Here is a 21,318-nt window from a genome sequence, read left to right on the forward strand (position 1 = left end):
CCGCGTCGAAGGAAGCTTATAATGGCGACCTTTTTCTCGCCTTGGTGCCCATATGAACCGCAAAAAGAAGATTAACGAAACGCTTAAACAGAAGGCGAAAAAAGCCAATGCCAAGTTGCATAGCAGCAATAAGCCTAAATATGTTTCTAAAGCCGAGCGTGCGGCACAGGCCATCGCGGCCGAAACTGAGATGACACAACCCATTGAACAATCCACAGAGCTCGTCGTTAACGAGAATGCTTAACCGACCAACCCTTTACTTAGGGTCTAAATAGTCGATTGGATTTAAGTAAAACGCCTTTTTATATCCTTGGGTTGAGGTGTCTATCAGCCAAGGTCTAGGCAATAGGCTGACAATGGAATAGTGCAAATGGGGTGGTTTGCCTTGGGCGTTCCCCGTGGTACCGACGGTGCCGAGCACATCCCCGCGCCCCGCAAATAAACCTGCCGATGTGTTTATGCTATCGAGGTGAGCAAAATAGTGGATTTGCCATTTGGGGCCGAGTCCGACGACCACCTTGCCGCCCTTAAAAAACTCCCCTTTATACAGCAGTAACAGTGGCGTTGGCGCAATCACGGGCGTATTGGCTGCGGCAAAAATATCAATGCCTTTGTGGGTGCCTGAGCTGCCCCAGGGTTCATACCAAAAGGTTTGGCTATTCCAGTCCTTATTGCTAGCGCCTTTGACTGGGATGACGGGCTGTTCTGGCACTAAACATCCTGCGAGGATAAAAAGTGCGATAACAAGAGTAATGAATTTGAGCTTCATTTTGACCTCGGTATAACGCTGTTAGTGAAACTCACTGAATTCATGCCAATTAGCGGGATATTGGCTGCGCTCGGCCTCACTGATTGATAACCAGTAAGGTCGCCAAAACGTATCACACCAAAACTCAATATTGCCCTGCAGACTACCGAGTGTATCAGGATCGACATCGGGAAAGCTTTCCCATGGCGCTGGTGGTGCGGCCTTAAAGCCGATTAGCCGTTGCAGCAGCGCGATATCATTACTGATGAGTAGCACGCAGACTCCTGCAAAATCAGCATATTGATGTAGAAAAACATGGCTTTGCCCTTGGGCATGGTGCAACAGCTTACTCGATGCCGCATCCTGTTCAACAACAGGCGCGAATGCCATCTCGGCAAGCAAGGCATCGAGTCGTTGTTTATCTTGGTTACTCAACAAGCAATGTATTTGATAGGCGGCGAGATCGGGCTGTATCGCGGGGGTGACTGTGGGATAAACTTGATGGCTGGGCAAAAGCAGGTGAGGTAAGGGCTCATTAAAAATCGCTTGGAGATCCGCTGCCTGTGAGTTCGTATTCGCCTTAGAGTCGAGGTGTCGTTTTAGCCAGTCGAGTAGTCCCATTTTTGTTCTCCTAACCTTAGCGTTTAAGTGGAGTCGCTTGTTGGTTTGCTTGGGGATTCCCCTCAGTACTTCCTTCAACGTTCTCCTCAACCTCTCCCGCCACAATCATGGTCGCAGGAGCTTCCCAGCGTAGCCAACCCTTGGTGCGCGGGGCATCGATATACCACAGGCCTTCACGTTGCACTAAGGGGAAAATCTCCCGTGACGGTGCAAAAGGGCCGGGATTTTGCTGGGCAATTTCGATACTGGTCTCAGTGACGTTAGCGATAATGGCGACATGGCCGTAGGGATTAAACATCCATGGCGCGAATACCAGTAAATCATCGACCATCGGTTTGCTTTGGCTGCCATTGGTATATTGCCGCAGGGCGCGTTTTTCATTCCAGCTCGCATCGGGCAACTGGTCATTGAAGAAGTCTTTGGCGTGACCAAAACTGTCGGGCATTTTGTGTTGATAGCGCAGGTAAAAGTAACGCTTAACGAACTCTACGCACTGGTATTTGATACCTAGGTTATAGCCGTCGAGGGAGAGGTTTCGCCCCTCATTAGTGTTGACGCCGCCGTTATAATAAATCTCGACGCCATTGAGTGAGTCGAGCACATCACCCACTTGGTAGTCGGTATTTAAGTTATAACGAGTCAGCCCGTGGTAGCCGAGATAGCTAAAGCCGCAGACTAGGCTCACTTTGAGTAGCAATAAACGAAAACCTTTGATCATCTTTAGTACGACATTCTCAAAAGATAAATTGATTCAGCAGGATACAAGGTCGGATTGTATGCTGTTGTCGCTAAAAACGTCTAGGCGTACTGGCGGTTTGCTAGGAGCTTAATACTTTCGTTGGGCTATTGGTGGGGAGATCCTTAGCGGCGCAATAGTTAAGCACCGCTTAAGGAGGCATCGGCTATGACTATTTGTTGGAGGCGAGCTTGACTGGAACCACTTCAAACTCGGGCCTGTCGTTGGGTAAGTATGACTTCCACCACCCTTGATTGAGCGCTGGGCTGTGAGCTAACTCATTGAGGTTAATCCCTTGACCAAACTCAGGCGTCAGCAGGGGAACGGCATAGGCCTTCGCCGCTGCGGCAATCCGTTCTAAGGGCTCATACCAACTGTGTAGCGCTAGGTCGAAACTGCTGTTGTGGATTGGGATAAGGTATTGACCTTGAAGATCTAAATGCGCCCGTAGCGATTGCTCAGGTTGCATATGGATATCGGCCCACATCTCATCGTAGGCGCCGGTTTCGACTAAGGTGAGATCGAAGGGGCCCAGTTTATCGCCAATCTTTTTAAAGCCATCAAAATATCCAGAGTCACCACTGAAAAAGATGTTTAATTCAGGGGATTGAATGGCCCAAGAGGCCCACAGGGTTTGATTCTTATCCCTAAGTCCACGGCCCGAAAAATGTTGCGCTGGGGTGGCGGTAAAGCGCACACCTTGGTGCTCGGTTGCTTGCCACCAGTTGAGGGCGACAATTTTTTCCTTAGGAATACCCCAACCAATAAGATGCTTATCGACGCCCAGTGGCACAATAAACTTCTGAGTGCGCGCGGCGAGAGCTAACACGCTCTGCTTGTCTAAGTGGTCATAATGATCGTGGGACAAGATAATCCCAGCGAGTGCCGGAATGTTTTCGAGCTCAATCGGCAGAGTATGGAAGCGTTTTGGGCCAAACCATTGGCTGGGTGAGGCGCGCTTCGAAAACACAGGATCGGTTAACCAATACTGGCCGTTTAGCTGTAACAGCACGGTCGAGTGGCTGATTTTATACAGCATAGGTGTGTCATCAGCCGTTGCTGGCAGCTGCATTGACTGAATCGGTAGCGGCTGGTTTGGACTCTTGTCGGGAATGCGTTCAGTGACATAACGCCATAAAATGGCTGGTAGATTACCTTCACCACTGTGAGCATTTGGCGCTTCATTACGAAAGCGTTGACCCTCCGATGGGCTAGTTTCAATGATATTGGGATCTAAGGTCATAATAACGCTCCCGAGTAGCAGTAGGGCCAAGGTGATTTTGAGTCGCATTGTAAACTTGATAAAAGTAAACTACACAGTGTAGTTTACTCACGGTTGTGCAAAAGTAAACTCAATAGTGTAAAATATCGGCAAATATTTTGATGGCGTACCGCAATGGCAGAAAAAGCAGTGAAACTGACACATTCCCAACTGAAGCGTTTAGCGATCCTCGACGCGTCACAGGAAGAATTTATGGTCAATGGTTTTGCCGGCGCCAGCATGGATAGAATTGCCCAGCGTGCCAATGTCTCCAAGCGCACCGTTTACAACCATTTCCCCAGCAAAGAAGTGTTATTCGAGGCGACAACAAGTGACCTGTGGGCACGGACCAAGGAAGCGGCAACCTTGGCATTTAACCCTGAGCAGAGCCTTGAGTCTCAGTTGCAACACATCGCGCGCCGCTGCTGGGAGCTGTATCAGCAACCGGATTTCCTGCGAGTGGCAAGGGTAGTGATGGCAGAGTTTATTCGGTCACCGGTTCAAGCGACCGAGGCCATGGAACGATTAGCCAAGCAAGAGGGTGGATTAGAGGCGTGGCTTGCCGGAGCCGTGGCCCATAAGGCATTAAAAATCGATAATATTCCACTGGCGGCAACCCAGTTTTGGGGGATGTTTAAGGCCTTCGCCTTTTGGCCGAAATTGTTCCATTTGAAAAATCACGATGAGCAGCGGCAAGAGATCATTGATGCCAATATTCGTATGTTCCTCGCCATGTATCGCGCTTAACTTTCATTTATTTCAAGCATAAGGCCGATAATGTTTTCATATTATCGGCCTTATGTGTTTTATCGCTTCAAACCGTGCTTACAGTAAGGTGGTCGCCAGCAGATAACCGACGGTCGATGCTGTGCCCACACCGATCAATCCCGGAATAATAAAGCTGTGGTTAATGATGAACTTACCAATTTTGGTGGTGCCAGTTCGGTCGAAGCCGATACAGGCCAAATCGCTTGGATAAGTGGGTAGCACAAAGTAACCATAGCTCGCGGGTAAAAAGGCAATCAACAACTTAGGATCGACGCCTAAGGCCAAGCCCATGGGCGCGATAGCCGTGAGCGCCGCCGCTTGGCTGTTGACCAGTTTTGAGATTAAAAACAGCACTAAGGCATAGGTCCAAGGTTGGTTTTGCACCACATGGGAGAGGTTTTCCTTCAGCACATCCATATGGCTGATAAAGTAAGTATCACTCATCCAAGCCACGCCAAATACCGAGAAAATTGCCACCATGCCAGCTTTAAACACTGGGCCATTGGCAATTTCTGTGGGTTTGACTTTGCAGCTCATTAAGATAAAAGCCCCAGCGATCAACATCATCATCTGGATCACTAAGTTCATCGACAGCGGCGCCAGCTTACCCTTCACCTCAAACACAGGCCGCAGTTCGCTGAAGGAGCCGAGCAATACCACGGCGGCGATAGCGGTAAAGAAAATCCCCGTTGCCCAATAGGCTTCCTTAGGAAAGGTTTGATCCAGCAGAGTCTCGCTCTTGTCGTAGATAAATGCCCTTTGTTCGGGATCTTTAATTCGCGCCTGAAACTCTTCGTCCTTATCTAGATCTTTACCACGACGCAGGCTCCAGAGTGCCGCCACTAACACGCCGCAAAGGGAAGCGGGTACGGACACCATTAAAATTTCCAGCATGCTATAGGCATGACCAACGCCGTGCTGCGCCGCCAAAATCGATACCATAGAAACCACGGCGACCGACACCGGAGAGGCACAAATCGCCATTTGCGAGGCGACCGAGGCCACCGCCATCGGGCGTTCTGGACGAATGTTTTTCTTCAGGGCGATGTCGGAGATGATCGGGAACATGGTGTAAACCACGTGGCCAGTTCCGCATAAGAAGGTTAAGGTCCAAGTGGTTAGCGGCGCCAGAATGGTGATGTATTGTGGGTGGCGGCGTAGTAAACGCTCGGCAAACTGCATCATCACATTTAAACCGCCTGCGGTTTGCAGTACTGAGGCGCAGCCGATCACCGCAAGAATGGTGAGCATCACCTGTACCGGCGGTTGTCCGGGGGCGAGACCAAACACAAAGGTCAGTAAAAATAAGCCAATACCACTTATCAGCCCGAGCCCCATACCACCATAGCGGGTACCTAGCAGCAAGCAGCCGAGGACGACGATAAATTCCATTAAAATCATTTGATTCACCCCTGCGGAACCTGCCGCACAATTGCATTAGAACTAGCTGTATTTGGCGCTATTGTGCGAGGGGAATGGATTTGAGAACTTGCGCTGGCGCAAGGTGTAAATAAAAAGTGGCATTGGATTTTTCATAAATTTGAGCTAGCGCTAGAAACGCGCGAGCAGAAGTTGCATTCTTGTTAACTCGGATACGCTAAAGACGCCAGTCGCCAAGTAAAAACGCGTCTATCAGTACTTGCTCCGGTAAAAATAACCATAACAATTTCCAAGGATGTCCAAGTGAAACCTGCCACCTATAACACCGAAGCCTTCGATGAGTGGATCCGCAGTCGCTTTGTGGAACTCAACTCCCAGCTCGAACAGCTTTATTACCAGCAGAGCGACCGTGCCAATGTGCAAGATATCGGTACCGAGCTTAAGCAAACATTAGAAAGCGAAGGGCGCGAACTGATTAAGGCGCTGCTCGATGAAGGCAATACCGATGAAGGCTTCGACAGTGCCTTCGATCTGCTAGGGAATGTCGGCCTGTATATGGCCGCTTGTCGTCGCCATGAGATTACCGAGCCGACACGGGAAACCACTTCACCACTGGTTGAGGCATCGGCGCTCGCTATGCATATCGGCGCCTCCATCGGCGTGACGCCACGCTTTGCCACCGCCCATTTAACCACCCATAACCGTGCCCATAATGGTATCTACAAACGCTTTACCGATCTGCCTGATGAGAAGCTGTTTGTGGATTACAACACTAAGGGCATCTTGGCCTATAAGCGCGCCAGCGATGCCTTATTAAAAATTCAGCCCTTGGGGATCTCTCATCCGATTAGCCACGATTTATTGCGGGTCGCCAAACAGGCATTGCAGGACGTCATTGAATCAAATCAGCAATTATTCAAACGTTTAGATACCGACCGCTTTTTCTATTGCGTGCGTCCCTATTACAAACCCTATCGAGTTGGCTCTGTGGTATATCGCGGCGCCAATGCTGGCGACTTTGCCGGGATTAACGTTATCGATTTAACCCTAGGCCTCTGTTTTGCTAACGAATCGGCCTATTCGCAAATGCTGGTGGATAAGTTTTTATACATGATGCCAGAGGACCAACAAATCCTACGGGAGTGTATGCGCCGCCCGAATCTGATGGATGACTTTTTACAATCGAAGGCCTGCGTGCAGCAGGATTGGTATCAGGAAAACCTCAAGCTGTTTATCGAAGTTTGTGAATTACATGGCGAAACCGCCATTCAACACCACAATGAGTTGGTGACTAAATACATTGCCGAGCCTTCGGTGAATATGGAGCAGCAACATTTAGCCAAGGTCACCGCCAGTGGTCCACCATTGCATGTACTGCTCGGCTCCCTCGAGCGCTTAAGGGATAGACGCGCTGCGGTATTGCGTAACGATATTCGCACCCGTTATTACGATCTGAAAAAACTCAAAGACAGTTTAAGGTAAGGCCATGCTGCTAAATGTAAAACAGGACTTTTGCCTCGCAGGCCCAGGTTATCTGCTTAACCATTCGGTGGGGCGACCACTTAAATCGACCGAACAGGCGTTTAAGCAGGCGTTTTTTGCGCCATGGCAAGAGTCTGGCCGCGAGCCTTGGGGCCAATGGTTGGGCGTCATCGATAACTTTACCGCGGCGCTGGCGAGCCTATTTAATGGTCAGCCGCAGGACTTTTGCCCGCAGGTAAACCTATCGAGCGCTTTGACCAAAATTGTGATGTCCCTCGATAGATTTAAGCGAGATAGCGGCGCCGTGGTGCTGATGAGCGAGATTGATTTTCCCAGCATGGGGTTTGCCCTGAAAAAGGCATTGCCTGCAAGCTGTGAATTGCGCTTTATTCCCAAGGGCTTAGATGTCACCGACCCCAATGTGTGGGACGCGCATATCTGTGCCGATGTCGATTTAGTCTTTATTAGCCATGCTTATTCCAATACTGGTCAGCAGGCGCCATTGGCGCAGATCATTCCCCTTGCCCGTGAGCGCGGCTGCTTGAGCCTAGTGGATGTGGCGCAATCTGCTGGGATTCTGCCGCTGGATTTAGCCAAGCTACAGCCGGATTTTATGATTGGTTCGAGTGTGAAATGGTTATGTTCAGGCCCTGGCGCTGCGTATCTGTGGGTCAATCCGGCGATTTTGCCCCAGTGTCTGCCGCAGGATGTGGGTTGGTTTAGCCATGAAAATCCCTTCGAGTTTGATATCCATGATTTTCGCTATCACCCAACTGCGCTGCGGTTTTGGGGCGGTACGCCTTCTATCGCACCCTATGCGATTGCTGCTCACAGCATTGAATATTTTGCCAATATTGGCTCACAGGCGATGCGTGAACATAACTTGCAGTTGATGGAGACGGTCGTCCAAACACTGGAATGTGAGTTGGTCTCGCCACGGGAAGCCGATAAACGCAGTGGCACCTTGATCCTACAATTTGGCGAGCGCCAAGCCCCCATCATGGCGGCGTTGGCGGAGGCGAATATCAGTGTCGATGCTCGCAGTTTAGGAATACGCGTATCGCCGCATATCTATAACGATGAGGCCGATATCGCGAAGTTGCTGGAGGTGATAAAAGCCCATCGTTAACGGATTGAACAGGGCTTGCTCGAAGCGGCTATGAATGGGGTGCGCTAAGGCGATCTTGTTGTCCCCTTTGTCGATGGGTCGTTAACCCTTAGCCTCACTGGTTGAGGCTAAGGTAATTTATGGGTGGCGAATATGCTTAAATGCTGTAGTTATAGCGGCAGAACATCGAGCGCGGGGTGCGAAGCTCAGGATTGCTTGGGGTGATCGCCAAATCGACGGGTAGCATCACAGCATCGACTACCAGTGAGCCGCCCATATCCACTAGTGTTAGGGGGATAGTAAACAGCAGTAGAGGCGGAGCGGATATCGCGGATATCACTACACACTCCTCGCCATTATCGACAGCCGTTTGCACACTTGAAAAAGAGTGACCCCAGGTTGAATCTGCTCCCATTCTCGACGTTACCGCTGCGCATCCGCTGAGATACCCGCACACAACTAACCAAGCCAACCAACGCATAACCACTCCATTGTTTATGTATAAAAAACCGCATTGCTTACATATGACCGACTCGTTTGATCGACTCAGCATTCTGCTACTGCGGTAGCATAGCGGATTTTACTCGGCACAAATGTACTCTGTTTCAATGGCTTGGCATTCTAATCAGATGAGTTTCGTTGTCAATTATTCGGCAATTGCCCTGTTATGACTCAATCCGTTTGCGATTGAGGCGTTCAACAATCTGGCTGGCATTCAGATCGTGGACGACGTTGATAACGGTGGAAGGCGCGTCGGTAATGGCGCCAATCACCACCAGAATGGGGATGGTTTCCATCGGTAACCCTAAGGTGGTGACGATAAAAATCTCTCCGAGGAAGGCGCCGCCCGGTACGCCGCCAATGATGAAGGCGGACAGGACGGAGATGAGTATAGTCACCATAAACACATCGACCGTGAAATCTAAACCGAGCAGAGAGTAAATAAATACAATCTTCAGTGCGGTGATAATGGATGCGCCGCCCTTATTTAAATTCACCAGCAGTGGCAGGCTGATATCGGCGATTTCGGGTTTTATCCCCATCTTCAGCGCCGCCCTTAAGGTGACTGGCAGGGTTGCGAGGGAGGAAGTGGTGCCTAATGCGGTCACTGCAGGTTCGAGGGCGTGGCGCCAAAATTGTCTAATCCCGTGCATGCCGCCGCCAAGCCAGGCATAAAAGGTGGAGCCGACGGTGAGGTAGATAAAACAGGCCACTAAAAATAATCCTACGGCGCGGGCAAACGTCACCACAAGCTGCGGATCTTGACTCGCCATGGTGGAGGCAAAGTAAGCACCAAGGCCGACGGGGGCAGCCAGCATAATAATGGCGACTATCTTCATGATCACGGTATTAAAACTGTCGAGCAGTGCCGAAACTTTACGGCCATCTTCCCCCGATTGACCTATGGCGATTCCGGCAATCACCGACATGATGATAAGCGCCAAGATATTGGATTTGGAGAGTAATCCAGAAAAGTCATTAGTGGTTAGCAGCGCCACAAAATCCATCTTCCCCGAGGTGTCGCTAACGGTTTGATTAAGATCGAGCGTCACGCCTTGGGCTGGATCAAACATCAGTGCCAGCATGGTGATACCGACGGCGGGAATAATCGCCATCAGAATCGAGACTCCCATAATCGACACTAAAATTGCCCCGAGCTTTTTTAAGTCCGTCATGCGGGCTATTGATGAGGTCACGCTGATCGCCACCAAGGGCACGATAATCATAAACAATAGATTCAGAAAGATTTGCCCTAGGGGCTTGAGCTTGAGTGCCAAGGATGGCCAATAGATGCCGATCATGCCGCCGAGTAATAATGCGCTGAGTAGCACAATAGAGTCTTGATAGGGTTTAAGTTTTTGCCACATAGCTAAGCGCCTATTGTTATTTTTATCATTATTTTGGTGAGTCATTAGGAGCGCCCAAATGAAAGGGGAACAATCATGCAGCATGGACATGTTCAAGCTAGCGAGTCATGTAAATAAGTGCAAGAAGGGATTGGAAATAAACTGTTTTTTGGCTTGGACTTGGGTTAGGACATGGCTTTGGGCTAACGGGTAACCAGCGTGCTTGAGTCTCTTCTTCATCTGATTTCGGACGATGCGGCTCTTGTTAACGCGATAGCTTCTGTTTAGGCGTATTAGCCACACGGCGAGTGCACGTCAGTAAAAAGGTGTATTTACCTAGTTAGGCTCGTTTGTAGCGTTGTGCCACGCTCGTTTATTGATTAGCTTAACCACTCTGGGTTGTATGCTAATACCCAAGGCCAAAATTACTATTTAATCAGGGATGAATGAAATGCTAAAAAAATGGATTGCGATACTGCTGCCCGTTGCCCTATTAGGTTTGAGTGGCTGCTCCTCGGTAAATGACACAGATACCGATTCGACGGTGGCAAGCCGCGCCGAGAAGAAAGTCACCAAAAAAGATTGCGACAAAATCACTACCACGGGTTCACGCCTTGGTCGTTGCAGATAATCAGCTTGCTCCTGCATGTATCAGCAAAAAAACGGTCCACTTGAGGACCGTTTTTTGTTTGTCGCATTTGTTATTGCTCAACCGCCTTAGCGGAAGGCTGAACACAAATGATTGACCCCTTTTAGCCTGTTATCACCAACTCAGTTGATAATTGAGGGCAAAGGTGCGGCCACGGCCGTGGTAGTCGAACATAGACTCAGGGCCATAGGTCGGGCTGTAGAAGTACACCGCTCGTTGGCCCCACAGGGTGCTGTAGTCTTTATCGAGCAGGTTTTCGATGCCGTAGCTCAGGGTACCGACGGGTAAATCGATCGAGCCCAGTAAATCCAGCGTCGTGTAGCTATCAAGCTCACTCGCTAGGCCATCATTGGTTTTGAAGCGATAGTCGGACTCGGCGCTGAAACTGTGCTCTGCCTGTAAACGGATCTTCTGTGTCTCGCCGCGCCAGCCAATAAAAGCAGTGGCCTTAGAGGGCGAGGCGTTAGTGACTGTTTCATCGATCCAATTATTCTCATCCTTCACTTCACTGCGCACCAAATGTAGGTTGGTGCCGACTTGCCAGTCGGAGCTGATATCAAAGTTAAGCTGTGCCTCTAGGCCATAGCTGCGTTTATCTTGGTCTTTGACATTGATGGTCAGATCTTTGCTGTTGACCTCAATAACCTTGTCAGACACTGCATAATAGACACTGGCTTGCGCCTGCCAACGGTCAGCAAGATAACGCCATCCCAGCTCCATGGAGTCGGTCTTGATCCCATCAAGGCGGGTATCATTGATATTGATGCTATTTTGCAGCTTTAAATAACCGTCGGCATCGGCCTTGTAGGTGCCGCGGCCATAGTATTTCGACAGGTCTGGCAGTTCAAAGCCTTGGGAATAGGCAAGCCAGAGTTGTTGGTCTTGGCTCAACTTGGCCACCAAGCCAAGGTTGACTAAGCCTATGTTATAGTCGGTGCTGCCGCCTTTAATAGCATCGGCTCCCTTGGCCTTGCCTGAGGCAATCGCTACCTGTTGGTTATAACCGATAAAATCATCAACACTGTTTTCCATGTGTTGATAACGATAGCCAGCGTTTAGCACCAAAAAGCTATTCATCTCCCAACTGCTTTGGATAAATGCCGCAATAGACTCGACCGTAAAGTCGACATAACGACCGGTAGTGAACAGCTCGCGCATCACTAAGCCACCGTGTTGGTTGGCGGCATCGAGGTCGAAGCTCATTTGGTTCGAATCAAAACTTTCTTTATCCCAATCCAGCCCCCAAGTGAGTGTGAGGCTATCGACGGGTTTGGATTCAACGACCGCTTTCAAACCATAGATGCTGGTGTTTTGGGCCGATGCAGAGAAGTTGTAGACGCCACTGGTTTCATTGACATAGGGGAACGGGTGGAAATCCAGATTCTCTTTGCGATAAAAGCCTTGTAAATACAGGGTTTGACCCAGAAACTCATCCTGGGAGTAGGACAGATTCAGTAAAGTACGCTCGGTGGCGGGGCTGCGGTCAGCGTCCAATCCTTTACGGGTTTCCAGCACAGAGGCATCGCCCGTGACACCGGAGAAGTTCTCACCCATATACAGGCCATGTTCTTCGTCTGAACCATTGCGATAGTATTGCGCCATGGCGCTGAGGCTGGCGTCATTGGCAAGCAGCCAATCCATATTCGCCATCAAATCATAACCTTGGGTGTACTGCATTCCGGTTTGGGAAATATCCAGCATCACAGGATTGCCACTGCCATCAAACCACTGGCCGTTTTCCTGCCAAGCGGCGCTGAAGCGTCCCTTAAGCGAATCACTGCCCCCGGTAACCGCCAGCGCGGTGCGATAATCTAAATCATCACTGCTATTAAAGCCGGACTTAAATCCTGCTTCGGCTTCGAAGGTATCACTGCTGTCCGCCGCTTTTTTAGTGACGATATTAATGGCACCGCCCAGTGCGCCACCACCATAGATAGCCGACGCGCCAGCCAGCACCTCGATGCGGGCAATATTGAATGGATCGATACTGTCGAGCTGACGGCTAATGCTGCGGGAGGTGTTCATCGACACGCCATCGATTAATACCACCATGGCGCGGCCGCGAATATTCTGGCCAAAGTTGGTGCGCCCTTGGCTGGACACATCCATCGACGGCACTAAGGCGGCGAGCATTTCCTTAATCCCTTTGCCGCTATCGGTTTGCTCTCGAATGCTGGCTTCATCAATGATCCACACAGTGCTGGAGAGATCGCTGATTTGGGTCGGTGAACGGGTTGCGGAGACCACCATGCGCTCCATCTCGTTTTCAGTGGCTGTTGCCACATTAATAAGCCCCAGTTGGCAGATAACTGCGGCGGCGACTAGGCTTATCGGCCCCATAGACTTAGGCATAGCATTCTCCATCAAAACAACAGGTACATGAGAAGCCAAAAGGACAGCACTGTGGTGACATTTTCTCGCGACCCAGAAAGCGTTTTTAATGGTTTGAATTCAATGCGCTAGCTGAATATGAATGGAGAGTATTCCGTGTTTGGCTCCAAAAAATACGCATTATTATAGTTGTAATCGAGAATCGTTCTTAATTGAATTTACAAAGCCTTTACTTTTTTACGCACCCAAAATCACTAGGCGACAACAAATGGACAAATAACAGTGGGAGGTTAGGGTTTATGTGTGTAGAGGTGTCGAATATGCTGGGGAATAATTGGGAATCACAGAGCGATAGAGATAAAAAAGCCCCGACAGAAGACTGTCGGGGCTGTTAGATGTTGTTCAGCTAATCGATGCCGTTAGCCATTACAGGCTGTAGTACATCTCGAACTCTAATGGGTGAGTTGTACGGCTTACACGCTCAGCTTCTGCAGATTTCAGTGCAATATAAGACTGGATGAAATCTTCGCTGAATACACCGCCGCGAGTTAAGAACTCGTGGTCAGCTTGCAGGTTCTCAAGTGCGTTTTCTAATGAAGTCGCTACTTGTGGGATTTCAGCCGCTTCTTCCGCTGGCAGATCGTACAAGTCTTTATCCATAGCTTCGCCTGGATGGATCTTGTTTTGGATACCGTCGATACCCGCCATCAGCAGTGCAGCGAAACCTAAGTATGGGTTTGCATGTGGATCTGGGAAGCGAGTTTCGATACGACGGCCTTTAGGGCTTGGTACCACTGGAATACGGATTGAAGCGCTGCGGTTACGTGCTGAGTAAGCTAACATCACTGGCGCTTCGAAGTGTGGTACTAAACGCTTGTAAGAGTTAGTGCTTGGGTTAGTGAAAGCGTTCAGCGCGCGAGCGTGCTTGATGATACCACCGATGTAGTACAGTGCAGTTTCACTTAAACCAGCGTATTTGTCGCCTGCGAACAGGTTCACACCGTCTTTAGATAGAGATTGGTGAACGTGCATACCGCTACCGTTGTCGCCAACGATTGGCTTAGGCATGAAAGTCGCAGTCTTACCGTAGGCGTGAGCCATGTTGTGCACTACGTACTTCAGAATTTGGATTTCGTCCGCTTTCTTAGTCAGAGTGTTGAAGCGAGTTGCGATTTCGTTTTGACCCGCAGTCGCTACTTCGTGGTGGTGAGCTTCAACCACTTGACCCATTTCTTCGAGCACTAAACACATAGCGCTACGTAAGTCTTGTGATGAGTCAACAGGAGCTACTGGGAAGTAACCGCCTTTCACGAATGGACGGTGACCAGTGTTGCCACCTTCGTAGCTAGTGCCAGAGTTCCATGCCGCCTCTTTAGCGTCGATTTTCACGAAACAACCAGACATGTCAGTACCGAAACGTACGTCGTCGAACAGGAAGAATTCTGGTTCTGGTCCAACTAATACAGTGTCAGCGATACCGGTAGAGCGTAAGTATTCTTCCGCTTTTTTCGCGATAGAACGTGGGTCGCGGTCATAACCAGTCATAGTGCCTGGCTCGAGAATGTCACAGCGGATCAGTGCAGTGGTTTCTTCGGTGAATGGGTCTAATACAAACGTGGTTGGGTCTGGCATCAGTACCATGTCTGATTCGTTAATGCCTTTCCAGCCAGCGATTGACGAACCGTCAAACATTTTGCCGTCTTCGAAGAAATCAGCGTCTACCTGATGAGCAGGGATAGATACGTGCTGCTCTTTACCTTTGGTGTCGGTAAAACGTAAATCAACAAACTTAACTTCTAATTCTTCAAGTTGCTTTAAAACTGATTCAACTGACATTCTCAAGTCTCCGGTAGGGTAAAGGGATGTCCCTTCTATAATCTTTTAACTCAAGTCGCGCTTGAGCCAAACTTACAAGCTATATAGCGATATCTATGCCAACAATTTAAGATGTTGATAATAAAAGGCTATATATTTTATTGCACAACAATTCACTCAGTGTTGCACTATGTTGGTGCGTTTGTATGTGGCATTTTGGTGCATTAATCCATTTTGGTGCGCACCGTTACAACACCATTTTAGTGCACGGTATTTGAGTGCAATCTCGCCACGCCCATTTATCCCGAACTCGTCGGCCCATTAAACTCATGGACAAGCTGGATTGATATCTCAATTCTGGCTTTTGACAGCGTTCGAAACCAAACAAAGCACAATGAATCTAGCACATTAGTGAGGCGAGATAACCGTGCAAGCTCACTATTTCAATCGCACGCAATAATGTCACAAAACTGTGGCAACCTAAGCTGTTTTTCGCAGGATGCTTATGGATGGATATATTGAATAACGCTTAATTATCAACTCATTAAAATCGTTGTTCGCAATGGGGAATAGAGTTTGTTGAAACTGAGGCCAAAGTTATCCGCTGAAATCGCTAAATGGCGCCAGCCGTGCTTATTTCGCTGCTCATTCTGGCGCGTCACGGCTTGATGGCGTGGATTGACTATACTTATGGCGGCTTGGGGCAGGGCAGCAAAAGTAGCACTGAGTGAAAAACAGTTAATTCAGCTGCTTAGCTTAGTTGATGACAAGATAAACTGGCGAATCGCCTGCGCATTAACGGTGCATTTAGGCTATTTGACTCGGGCAAGAGAGTACCTTTTGAGCACAGTGCTCAAAAAATTGTTTTATAAGTGTTCAAAAATAATCCTGTGCGGCGAGGCCGCTCTGGAGTAGAATGTCACGCTTTTTTATGGCGACTCAACGTAGATTGCTATAACGAATATTGAAATATCCCTATTTTTGTTTGATGGTAAGAGGTTTATCCGTGCTAGAGAATTTACGTAACATCGCCATTATTGCGCACGTTGACCATGGCAAAACGACCCTGGTTGACAAGCTGCTGTCGCAATCAGGAACCCTTGCAACCCGGGGAGAAGCTACTGAGCGGGTGATGGACTCCAACGATCTTGAAAAGGAACGTGGGATCACGATTCTGGCAAAGAATACTGCCATCAAGTGGAACGACTACCGCATTAACATCGTAGACACCCCAGGCCACGCCGACTTCGGTGGTGAGGTTGAGCGCGTACTGTCTATGGTGGACTCAGTATTACTGCTGGTTGACGCCGTTGACGGTCCAATGCCACAGACTCGCTTCGTAACCAAGAAAGCGTTCGCCCAAGGCTTAAAGCCAATCGTTGTTATCAACAAGATTGACCGTCCTGGTGCTCGCCCTGATTGGGTTATCGACCAAGTATTCGACCTGTTCGATAACTTAGGTGCGACCGACGAACAATTAGATTTCCCAGTGGTTTACGCTTCTGCGTTAAACGGCTTCGCAACCTTAGATCCGGATGAAGTTGGCACTGATATGACGCCACTGTTCCAAACTATCGTTGAAAAAGTATCTTCACCTGCAGCTGACGCTGAAGGTCCATTCCAGATGCAAATTTCTCAGCTCGATTACAACTCATACGTGGGTGTTATCGGTGTTGGCCGCATCAAGCGTGGTAGCATCAAGACTAACCAACAAGTGACCGTGATCGGCGCCGATGGTAAGACTCGTAACGGTAAAATGGGCCAAGTATTAGGTTACATGGGCTTAGAGCGTACCGAAGTTGACGTAGCAAACGCTGGCGACATCGTAGCGATTACCGGTTTAGGTGAGCTGAAGATTTCTGACACTGTGTGTGCCGCAGGTAATGTTGAAGCGCTGCCACCACTATCAGTTGACGAACCAACACTGACCATGACTTTCCAAGTCAACACTTCACCTTTCGCAGGTAAAGAAGGTAAGTACGTGACTTCACGTAACATTCTTGAGCGTCTGCAACAAGAATTAGTGCACAACGTGGCACTGCGTGTTGAAGAAACCGACAGCCCAGACCGTTTCGCGGTATCTGGCCGTGGTGAATTACACTTATCTATCCTGATCGAAAACATGCGTCGTGAAGGTTACGAATTAGCGGTTTCTCGTCCAGAAGTAATCTTAAAAACCATCGATGGCGAACTGTGTGAGCCATACGAAACTCTGACCGTTGACGTTGAAGAAGAGCATCAAGGTACTGTCATCGAGAAGCTGGGTGTACGTAAGGCTGAGATGAAAGACATGCAGCTTGACGGTAAAGGCCGCGTGCGCGTTGACTTTATCATCCCAAGCCGTGGCTTAATCGGTTTCCAAACTGAGTTCTTAACGGCAACTTCTGGTACTGGTCTGATTTACCACTCATTCGATCACTACGGTCCGCACAAAGGTGGCGATATCGGTCAACGCGCTAACGGCGTATTGATCTCTAACGCGACTGGTAAGGCGCTAACATTCGCACTGTTCGGTCTGCAGGACCGCGGTCGTCTGTTTATTGGCCACGCTGCCGAAGTTTACGAAGGTCAAGTTGTGGGTATCCACTCACGTTCTAACGACCTGACAGTTAACTGTCTGAAAGGTAAGCAGCTGACTAACATGCGTGCTTCTGGTACTGACGAAGCTCAAGTACTGACTACGCCAATCACCTTAACTCTTGAGCAAGCGCTTGAGTTTATCGATGATGACGAATTAGTTGAAGTAACACCTAAGAGCATCCGTGTTCGTAAGAAACACTTAACTGAAAACGACCGTAAGCGCGCTAGCCGCGGCTAATGGTGGTTGTGTAGTCGCTTAAAGTGACTACACAGTGAATAAAGCCCCGCTAAGGCAACTTAGCGGGGCTTTTGTTTTTCTGTCTTCAATCCTCAATTCGCCCCTTACGATACTGTTGTTGCCATTGTTTTGGGGAAAATCCTGTCCAGGTTTTAAAGTGGCGACTAAACACGGCGACTTCGGCATAACCGAGTTGCAGTGCGAGTTCGGTGATGGTTTGCGTGCCGTAGCTGAGTTGCTGTTGGGCGATATTTTGCCGAACATCCTGTAGCAATTGTCGATAGCTTTGCCCCGTCTCTTGCAGCCTCGTTTGTAGGGTGCGTTCGTGTAAACCCAGCGCCGTTGATACCCGTTCGATGCAGCATTCCCCCGTGGGCAGCAGCCGATGGATTAAGTCCCGTGCTTGGTCGGCAAGATTGTCGGGGTAGCGGCTCTGTAAATATTGCAGGTGCGACTGGAGGTGGCGATTAAGCGCCTCTTCATCGTGATAGTTACGCCCCGTCAGTTGCGAGGCCTTGACCACTACGCCATTAAAGGGCTCGCGAAAACGTACCGAGTGGGTAAGGCGCTGAGATTCCAGTTCGCTGGGGTTGTTCTGGCATAAATACAAAGGAATGTTGCTGATATTGATATTCAGCAGGCTCGAGACAAACATCGCCAGCTGCGCCACGCTCATTTGCATCAGTTGTTCTATGCCCCTAGGGCTGTGAACATTCATCGATAGTGCAAGGCGGACAATCTCACCCTGAGATTGCAGTTGTAATGATACGCCTGAGGCGTGCAGATACAGATAGTCATTCACGCGGGCAAGTGCATCGGCCACAGTGGCCGCGCGGGAAACCAGCATAGGTAAATCACCCAATACATGCAAAGTTTGCCGCTGGGCCAGCAATAAGCCAAACAAGGATTGCTGACAGCGCTGCGCGGCAATTTCCAATAACTCGGCTAGCCGCGGATAGGCGATATAGGTGTTGGGATCGCGAAACTGCGCCTGACGCAATCCAGCCTGATGGATCATTTCTATGGGGTTTTCCCCCAATTCTAGGACCAGTTGCTCGAATTGAGCGACGGCACCACTTCGGACTAGGTACATGGGACGCTTAGTTCACTTTGTTATAAGACTCGCAATATATCAAATTTGGCTCGTAATAAGTCAAGAAGATGTGCAATTAACCATCTAAATTAACAACGTCTTAATAATGAAATTGATAAATATAAAAAGAGGACAGCTATGCGTTTACTGAATAAAACCGCCGTGGTGACGGGGGCTGCCGGGGGCATAGGGCAAGCCATCATCCGTAAACTGCTCGCCGAAGGGGCTCGCGTTGTTGCTGCCGATCTGTCGGCCGATGCGCTCAAAGTATTTAACGATTTTCCCGCCGATAAGTTGGTGACTTTTAGCGTCGATGTGACCGACTACAAGCAAGTTGAAGCCATGGTCAAGCATGCGGCTGACCAGTTCGGTCAGCTCGATATTCTGATCAATAATGCCGGCATTGGCTTGGCTAAGCCGCTGTTACAGCATGATCCTATTAATGATTTTGAACCTGTCACCAATGTAAACCAAAAAGGTGTGTACCACGGCATCCTCGCCGGTGGCCGTCAATTCCAAGCCCAAGGCTCTCGGGGCGTGATTTTAAATACTTCGTCGGTTTACGCGCAGATCGCCTCAGAAATGACCTTCACCTACAACGTCAGTAAAGCCGCCGTAGATATGATGACTAAATGCGCTGCGCTTGAACTGGCGCCCCTTGGCGTGCGGGTTTGCGCCGTGGCGCCAGGCCGTGTCGATACGCCTATGCTGCGTCAGTACGAGGCGCTCGGGTTGTGGGAACACATTCGTAAAGAGCAAATGCGTCAAGAATTTACCCAACCGAATGAGATTGCCGATGTGGTGGCGTTTCTCGTCAGTGACGAGGCCAACTGCATCAATGGCTGCACAGTGAACGCCTCCGACGGCTTTGAAAACTTTAAATATCCACTGCTGGGGTAGTGGTCGCTCGACCCACAACACAATAACAACAATGAGGAATGCAAACATGGCTCTACCAGAAGTGATTAATCATCAAGACTTTTTATTAACCCTCAATACCAACGAAGAGCAGATCATCAAAGATGCGCTGCCGGGCGTTGATGTGTACCCGTTATTTTTAGATCCTGAAAACGGTATCTGGGTGATCCGCGCTAAGTTTAAGCCGGGTATTACCTTACCTAAGCATTTCCACACTGGTGTGGTGCATTTCTATACCTTAGCGGGTCGTTGGAACTACCTTGAATACCCAGACCAACCGCAAACTGCGGGCAGCTACTTGTACGAGCCGGGCGGTTCTATCCATACGTTCCATTGCCCTGCGGATTCCGAAGGTGCCGATGGTGTGATGGTGATTACCGGGGTGAACGTTAACTTCGATGCCGATGGTAACTTTATGTTTATCATGGATGCGGGCTGGATTGAGCAGGCACTCTTGGCGGCGGCAAAGGCACAGGGCATTAAGCCACGTTACATTAAACCCGGTGCGTTAGCGCGCATGAGCGATGCTGAATAAGGATCCCGTAATGAGCATGATGAATGCACCCACAATGAAGGCAATAGTGATGCAGGATGGCGAAGTCAGTCTGCAACAGGTTGAACTGCCTAAGCCACAGTCCGGCCAAGTGTTAGTGCGTAGCCTCGCCTGTGGGATCTGTGGCTCGGATATTCACATTACCCGCCACTACAACGAAGTGTTCGATTTCTATCGTAAGCTTGGGGTAATGCCAGAGGGAATTGATAACCACGCTCCAGTGATGTTAGGTCACGAGTTTTGTGCCGAAGTGGTCGAGTTCGGCCCCGAAACCCAGCAAACCTTGGCTCTAGGAACTCGAGTCACTTCGGTACCTATCCTGATGAGCCAAAATGGTGCGGGTGTGGGGGTGACTCCCGGTGTTAATGGGGCCTATTCAGAGTACTTTATTCTCGATGAGGCGCTGTTAATCCCTGTGCCTGACCATTTACCACCAGAAGCCGTGGCGCTAACCGAACCCTTAGCCGTAGGGTTACATGCCGTAAATCGGGGGAACGTCGGCGCAGAAGACACGGCATTAGTGGTGGGTTGTGGCCCAATTGGTTTAGCTGCCATTTCTGCACTGCATCTACGCGGAGTACGCAACATTATTGCGGCCGACCTACAGGGCGAAAAACTGCAATTAGCCCGTGAATTTGGTGCGACTCATATAGTAAACCCAGGTGAGCAGGACGAAGTCGCCTATGCCGCCGAAGTTGCCGCGGGTCATCGTGTGGTGATTTTCGAATGCGTGGGCATCCACAAGCTGATCGAAGGCTTTGTGAAGCGTGCGCCAGCTAAGGCAACTATCGTTGTGACGGGTATTCACACCGCAGAAGCGAATATCAACTACGCCTATGCCACAGTGAAAGAGCTGGATATGCGTTTCTCTTACTACTATCAGCCAGATGAATTCGCTGCCTGTTTAGCGGAATTAGCTCAGGGCACCATTCCTTGGCGTAAGCTGCTCACGGGTAAAGTGGGGATGGATGGGGTATCGGCGGCATTCAAGCAATTAATGCAACCGAATCCACATATTAAGGTTGTGATTGAACCTTGGCGTAACGGCGAGTTGGAGACGCTCAACTAATCGTTCAAAGCGCTCAATCAAATTAAGCCGCTAACTCGTTTAGCGGCTTTTTTGTTCATTGTTGCTATTTTTGTTATCCTCAATTGGCTAATTTTTAATCCTGAACTGGTTCACAAAATAG

Annotated in this window: 19 protein-coding genes; 9 read left to right on the top strand and 10 right to left on the bottom strand. The window is 49.4% G+C overall.

The window, feature by feature from the left end:
• The first annotated feature begins 52 nt into the window (after positions 1–52).
• Positions 53–244, top strand: a complete 192-nt coding sequence (locus K0H59_RS01440) for a DUF2986 domain-containing protein (protein ID WP_220054429.1) — start codon at positions 53–55, stop codon at positions 242–244.
• 12 nt (positions 245–256) lie between these two features.
• Here K0H59_RS01440 and K0H59_RS01445 read toward each other — a convergent pair whose 3' ends face one another.
• The 4 genes from K0H59_RS01445 to K0H59_RS01460 form a co-directional block, all read right to left on the bottom strand.
• The gene (locus K0H59_RS01445) at positions 257–769 is read right to left on the bottom strand and encodes a M23 family metallopeptidase (protein ID WP_220054430.1); all 513 of its coding nucleotides are present in this window, start codon (positions 767–769) and stop codon (positions 257–259) included.
• Positions 770–790: 21 nt separating this feature from the next.
• Complete coding sequence (locus K0H59_RS01450; protein ID WP_220054431.1) at positions 791–1,369, bottom strand: hypothetical protein; 579 nt, start codon at positions 1,367–1,369, stop codon at positions 791–793.
• 16 nt (positions 1,370–1,385) lie between these two features.
• Positions 1,386–2,087 carry a CHAP domain-containing protein gene (locus tag K0H59_RS01455; RefSeq protein WP_220054432.1) on the bottom strand — a complete coding sequence of 234 codons (702 nt, stop codon included), beginning with the start codon at positions 2,085–2,087 and terminating at the stop codon, positions 1,386–1,388.
• A gap of 190 nt (positions 2,088–2,277) precedes the next feature.
• Positions 2,278–3,348 (bottom strand): MBL fold metallo-hydrolase, encoded by a 1,071-nt coding sequence (locus tag K0H59_RS01460; protein ID WP_220054433.1) that lies wholly within the window; start codon positions 3,346–3,348, stop codon positions 2,278–2,280.
• A 153-nt stretch (positions 3,349–3,501) separates the two neighbouring features.
• Between K0H59_RS01460 and K0H59_RS01465 the strand changes: the two genes are divergently transcribed.
• Positions 3,502–4,113, top strand: coding sequence for a TetR/AcrR family transcriptional regulator (locus K0H59_RS01465; protein ID WP_220054434.1), 612 nt, complete (start codon positions 3,502–3,504; stop codon positions 4,111–4,113).
• Between the two features lie 78 nt (positions 4,114–4,191).
• Here the strand turns inward: K0H59_RS01465 and K0H59_RS01470 are convergent, their stop codons facing one another.
• Positions 4,192–5,535, bottom strand: coding sequence for an anaerobic C4-dicarboxylate transporter (locus K0H59_RS01470; RefSeq protein WP_011621099.1), 1,344 nt, complete (start codon positions 5,533–5,535; stop codon positions 4,192–4,194).
• Positions 5,536–5,817: 282 nt separating this feature from the next.
• Here K0H59_RS01470 and K0H59_RS01475 point away from each other — a divergent pair, with 282 nt between their 5' ends.
• Together K0H59_RS01475 and K0H59_RS01480 are read left to right on the top strand one after the other, a co-directional pair.
• Positions 5,818–6,996 (top strand): monodechloroaminopyrrolnitrin synthase PrnB family protein, encoded by a 1,179-nt coding sequence (locus K0H59_RS01475; protein WP_088212573.1) that lies wholly within the window; start codon positions 5,818–5,820, stop codon positions 6,994–6,996.
• A 4-nt stretch (positions 6,997–7,000) separates the two neighbouring features.
• Positions 7,001–8,125, top strand: a complete 1,125-nt coding sequence (locus K0H59_RS01480) for an aminotransferase class V-fold PLP-dependent enzyme (RefSeq protein WP_220054435.1) — start codon at positions 7,001–7,003, stop codon at positions 8,123–8,125.
• A 136-nt stretch (positions 8,126–8,261) separates the two neighbouring features.
• Here the strand turns inward: K0H59_RS01480 and K0H59_RS01485 are convergent, their stop codons facing one another.
• A complete protein-coding gene (locus K0H59_RS01485) occupies positions 8,262–8,657 on the bottom strand; it encodes a YceK/YidQ family lipoprotein (protein WP_309304156.1) in 396 nt (131 codons plus the stop codon).
• Between the two features lie 112 nt (positions 8,658–8,769).
• A complete protein-coding gene (locus tag K0H59_RS01490) occupies positions 8,770–9,972 on the bottom strand; it encodes a dicarboxylate/amino acid:cation symporter (RefSeq protein ID WP_220054437.1) in 1,203 nt (400 codons plus the stop codon).
• Between the two features lie 430 nt (positions 9,973–10,402).
• Between K0H59_RS01490 and K0H59_RS01495 the strand changes: the two genes are divergently transcribed.
• Positions 10,403–10,582 carry a hypothetical protein gene (locus K0H59_RS01495; protein WP_220054438.1) on the top strand — a complete coding sequence of 60 codons (180 nt, stop codon included), beginning with the start codon at positions 10,403–10,405 and terminating at the stop codon, positions 10,580–10,582.
• Between the two features lie 132 nt (positions 10,583–10,714).
• On the opposite strand, the gene K0H59_RS01500 is transcribed toward K0H59_RS01495, so the two are convergent.
• Together K0H59_RS01500 and glnA are read right to left on the bottom strand one after the other, a co-directional pair.
• Positions 10,715–12,952 carry a TonB-dependent receptor gene (locus tag K0H59_RS01500; protein ID WP_220054439.1) on the bottom strand — a complete coding sequence of 746 codons (2,238 nt, stop codon included), beginning with the start codon at positions 12,950–12,952 and terminating at the stop codon, positions 10,715–10,717.
• Positions 12,953–13,357: 405 nt separating this feature from the next.
• Positions 13,358–14,767, bottom strand: a complete 1,410-nt coding sequence (glnA, locus tag K0H59_RS01505) for a glutamate--ammonia ligase (RefSeq protein WP_011715534.1) — start codon at positions 14,765–14,767, stop codon at positions 13,358–13,360.
• A 985-nt stretch (positions 14,768–15,752) separates the two neighbouring features.
• On the opposite strand from glnA, the gene typA reads away from it, so the two are divergent.
• Positions 15,753–17,564 carry a translational GTPase TypA gene (gene typA, locus K0H59_RS01510; protein ID WP_011715535.1) on the top strand — a complete coding sequence of 604 codons (1,812 nt, stop codon included), beginning with the start codon at positions 15,753–15,755 and terminating at the stop codon, positions 17,562–17,564.
• Between the two features lie 85 nt (positions 17,565–17,649).
• On the opposite strand, the gene K0H59_RS01515 is transcribed toward typA, so the two are convergent.
• Positions 17,650–18,657, bottom strand: a complete 1,008-nt coding sequence (locus K0H59_RS01515; protein ID WP_220054440.1) for an AraC family transcriptional regulator — start codon at positions 18,655–18,657, stop codon at positions 17,650–17,652.
• 138 nt (positions 18,658–18,795) lie between these two features.
• On the opposite strand from K0H59_RS01515, the gene K0H59_RS01520 reads away from it, so the two are divergent.
• The 3 genes from K0H59_RS01520 to K0H59_RS01530 are packed head-to-tail and all read left to right on the top strand — an operon-like array spanning position 18,796 to position 21,197.
• Positions 18,796–19,557, top strand: a complete 762-nt coding sequence (locus K0H59_RS01520; RefSeq protein WP_011715537.1) for an SDR family NAD(P)-dependent oxidoreductase — start codon at positions 18,796–18,798, stop codon at positions 19,555–19,557.
• 46 nt (positions 19,558–19,603) lie between these two features.
• The gene (locus K0H59_RS01525) at positions 19,604–20,110 is read left to right on the top strand and encodes a 2,4'-dihydroxyacetophenone dioxygenase family protein (protein WP_220054441.1); all 507 of its coding nucleotides are present in this window, start codon (positions 19,604–19,606) and stop codon (positions 20,108–20,110) included.
• Positions 20,111–20,120: 10 nt separating this feature from the next.
• Positions 20,121–21,197 carry a zinc-binding dehydrogenase gene (locus K0H59_RS01530; RefSeq protein ID WP_220054442.1) on the top strand — a complete coding sequence of 359 codons (1,077 nt, stop codon included), beginning with the start codon at positions 20,121–20,123 and terminating at the stop codon, positions 21,195–21,197.
• Positions 21,198–21,318: the final 121 nt, after the last annotated feature.

This window comes from Shewanella sp. FJAT-51649 (assembly GCF_019457435.1).
Classification (GTDB): Bacteria; Pseudomonadota; Gammaproteobacteria; order Enterobacterales; family Shewanellaceae; genus Shewanella; species Shewanella mangrovisoli.

Bases quoted from the DNA above. Each gene is read 5' to 3' on its own strand.
- K0H59_RS01440 (WP_220054429.1), top strand. From the start codon at position 53: ATGAACCGCAAAAAGAAGATTAACGAAACGCTTAAACAGAAGGCGAAA.
- K0H59_RS01445 (WP_220054430.1), bottom strand. From the start codon at position 769: ATGAAGCTCAAATTCATTACTCTTGTTATCGCACTTTTTATCCTCGCA.
- K0H59_RS01450 (WP_220054431.1), bottom strand. From the start codon at position 1,369: ATGGGACTACTCGACTGGCTAAAACGACACCTCGACTCTAAGGCGAAT.
- K0H59_RS01455 (WP_220054432.1), bottom strand. From the start codon at position 2,087: ATGATCAAAGGTTTTCGTTTATTGCTACTCAAAGTGAGCCTAGTCTGC.
- K0H59_RS01460 (WP_220054433.1), bottom strand. From the start codon at position 3,348: ATGACCTTAGATCCCAATATCATTGAAACTAGCCCATCGGAGGGTCAA.
- K0H59_RS01465 (WP_220054434.1), top strand. From the start codon at position 3,502: ATGGCAGAAAAAGCAGTGAAACTGACACATTCCCAACTGAAGCGTTTA.
- K0H59_RS01470 (WP_011621099.1), bottom strand. From the start codon at position 5,535: ATGATTTTAATGGAATTTATCGTCGTCCTCGGCTGCTTGCTGCTAGGT.
- K0H59_RS01480 (WP_220054435.1), top strand. From the start codon at position 7,001: ATGCTGCTAAATGTAAAACAGGACTTTTGCCTCGCAGGCCCAGGTTAT.
- K0H59_RS01485 (WP_309304156.1), bottom strand. From the start codon at position 8,657: ATGCTGAGTCGATCAAACGAGTCGGTCATATGTAAGCAATGCGGTTTT.
- K0H59_RS01490 (WP_220054437.1), bottom strand. From the start codon at position 9,972: ATGTGGCAAAAACTTAAACCCTATCAAGACTCTATTGTGCTACTCAGC.
- K0H59_RS01495 (WP_220054438.1), top strand. From the start codon at position 10,403: ATGCTAAAAAAATGGATTGCGATACTGCTGCCCGTTGCCCTATTAGGT.
- K0H59_RS01500 (WP_220054439.1), bottom strand. From the start codon at position 12,952: ATGCCTAAGTCTATGGGGCCGATAAGCCTAGTCGCCGCCGCAGTTATC.
- glnA (WP_011715534.1), bottom strand. From the start codon at position 14,767: ATGTCAGTTGAATCAGTTTTAAAGCAACTTGAAGAATTAGAAGTTAAG.
- K0H59_RS01515 (WP_220054440.1), bottom strand. From the start codon at position 18,657: ATGTACCTAGTCCGAAGTGGTGCCGTCGCTCAATTCGAGCAACTGGTC.
- K0H59_RS01520 (WP_011715537.1), top strand. From the start codon at position 18,796: ATGCGTTTACTGAATAAAACCGCCGTGGTGACGGGGGCTGCCGGGGGC.
- K0H59_RS01525 (WP_220054441.1), top strand. From the start codon at position 19,604: ATGGCTCTACCAGAAGTGATTAATCATCAAGACTTTTTATTAACCCTC.
- K0H59_RS01530 (WP_220054442.1), top strand. From the start codon at position 20,121: ATGAGCATGATGAATGCACCCACAATGAAGGCAATAGTGATGCAGGAT.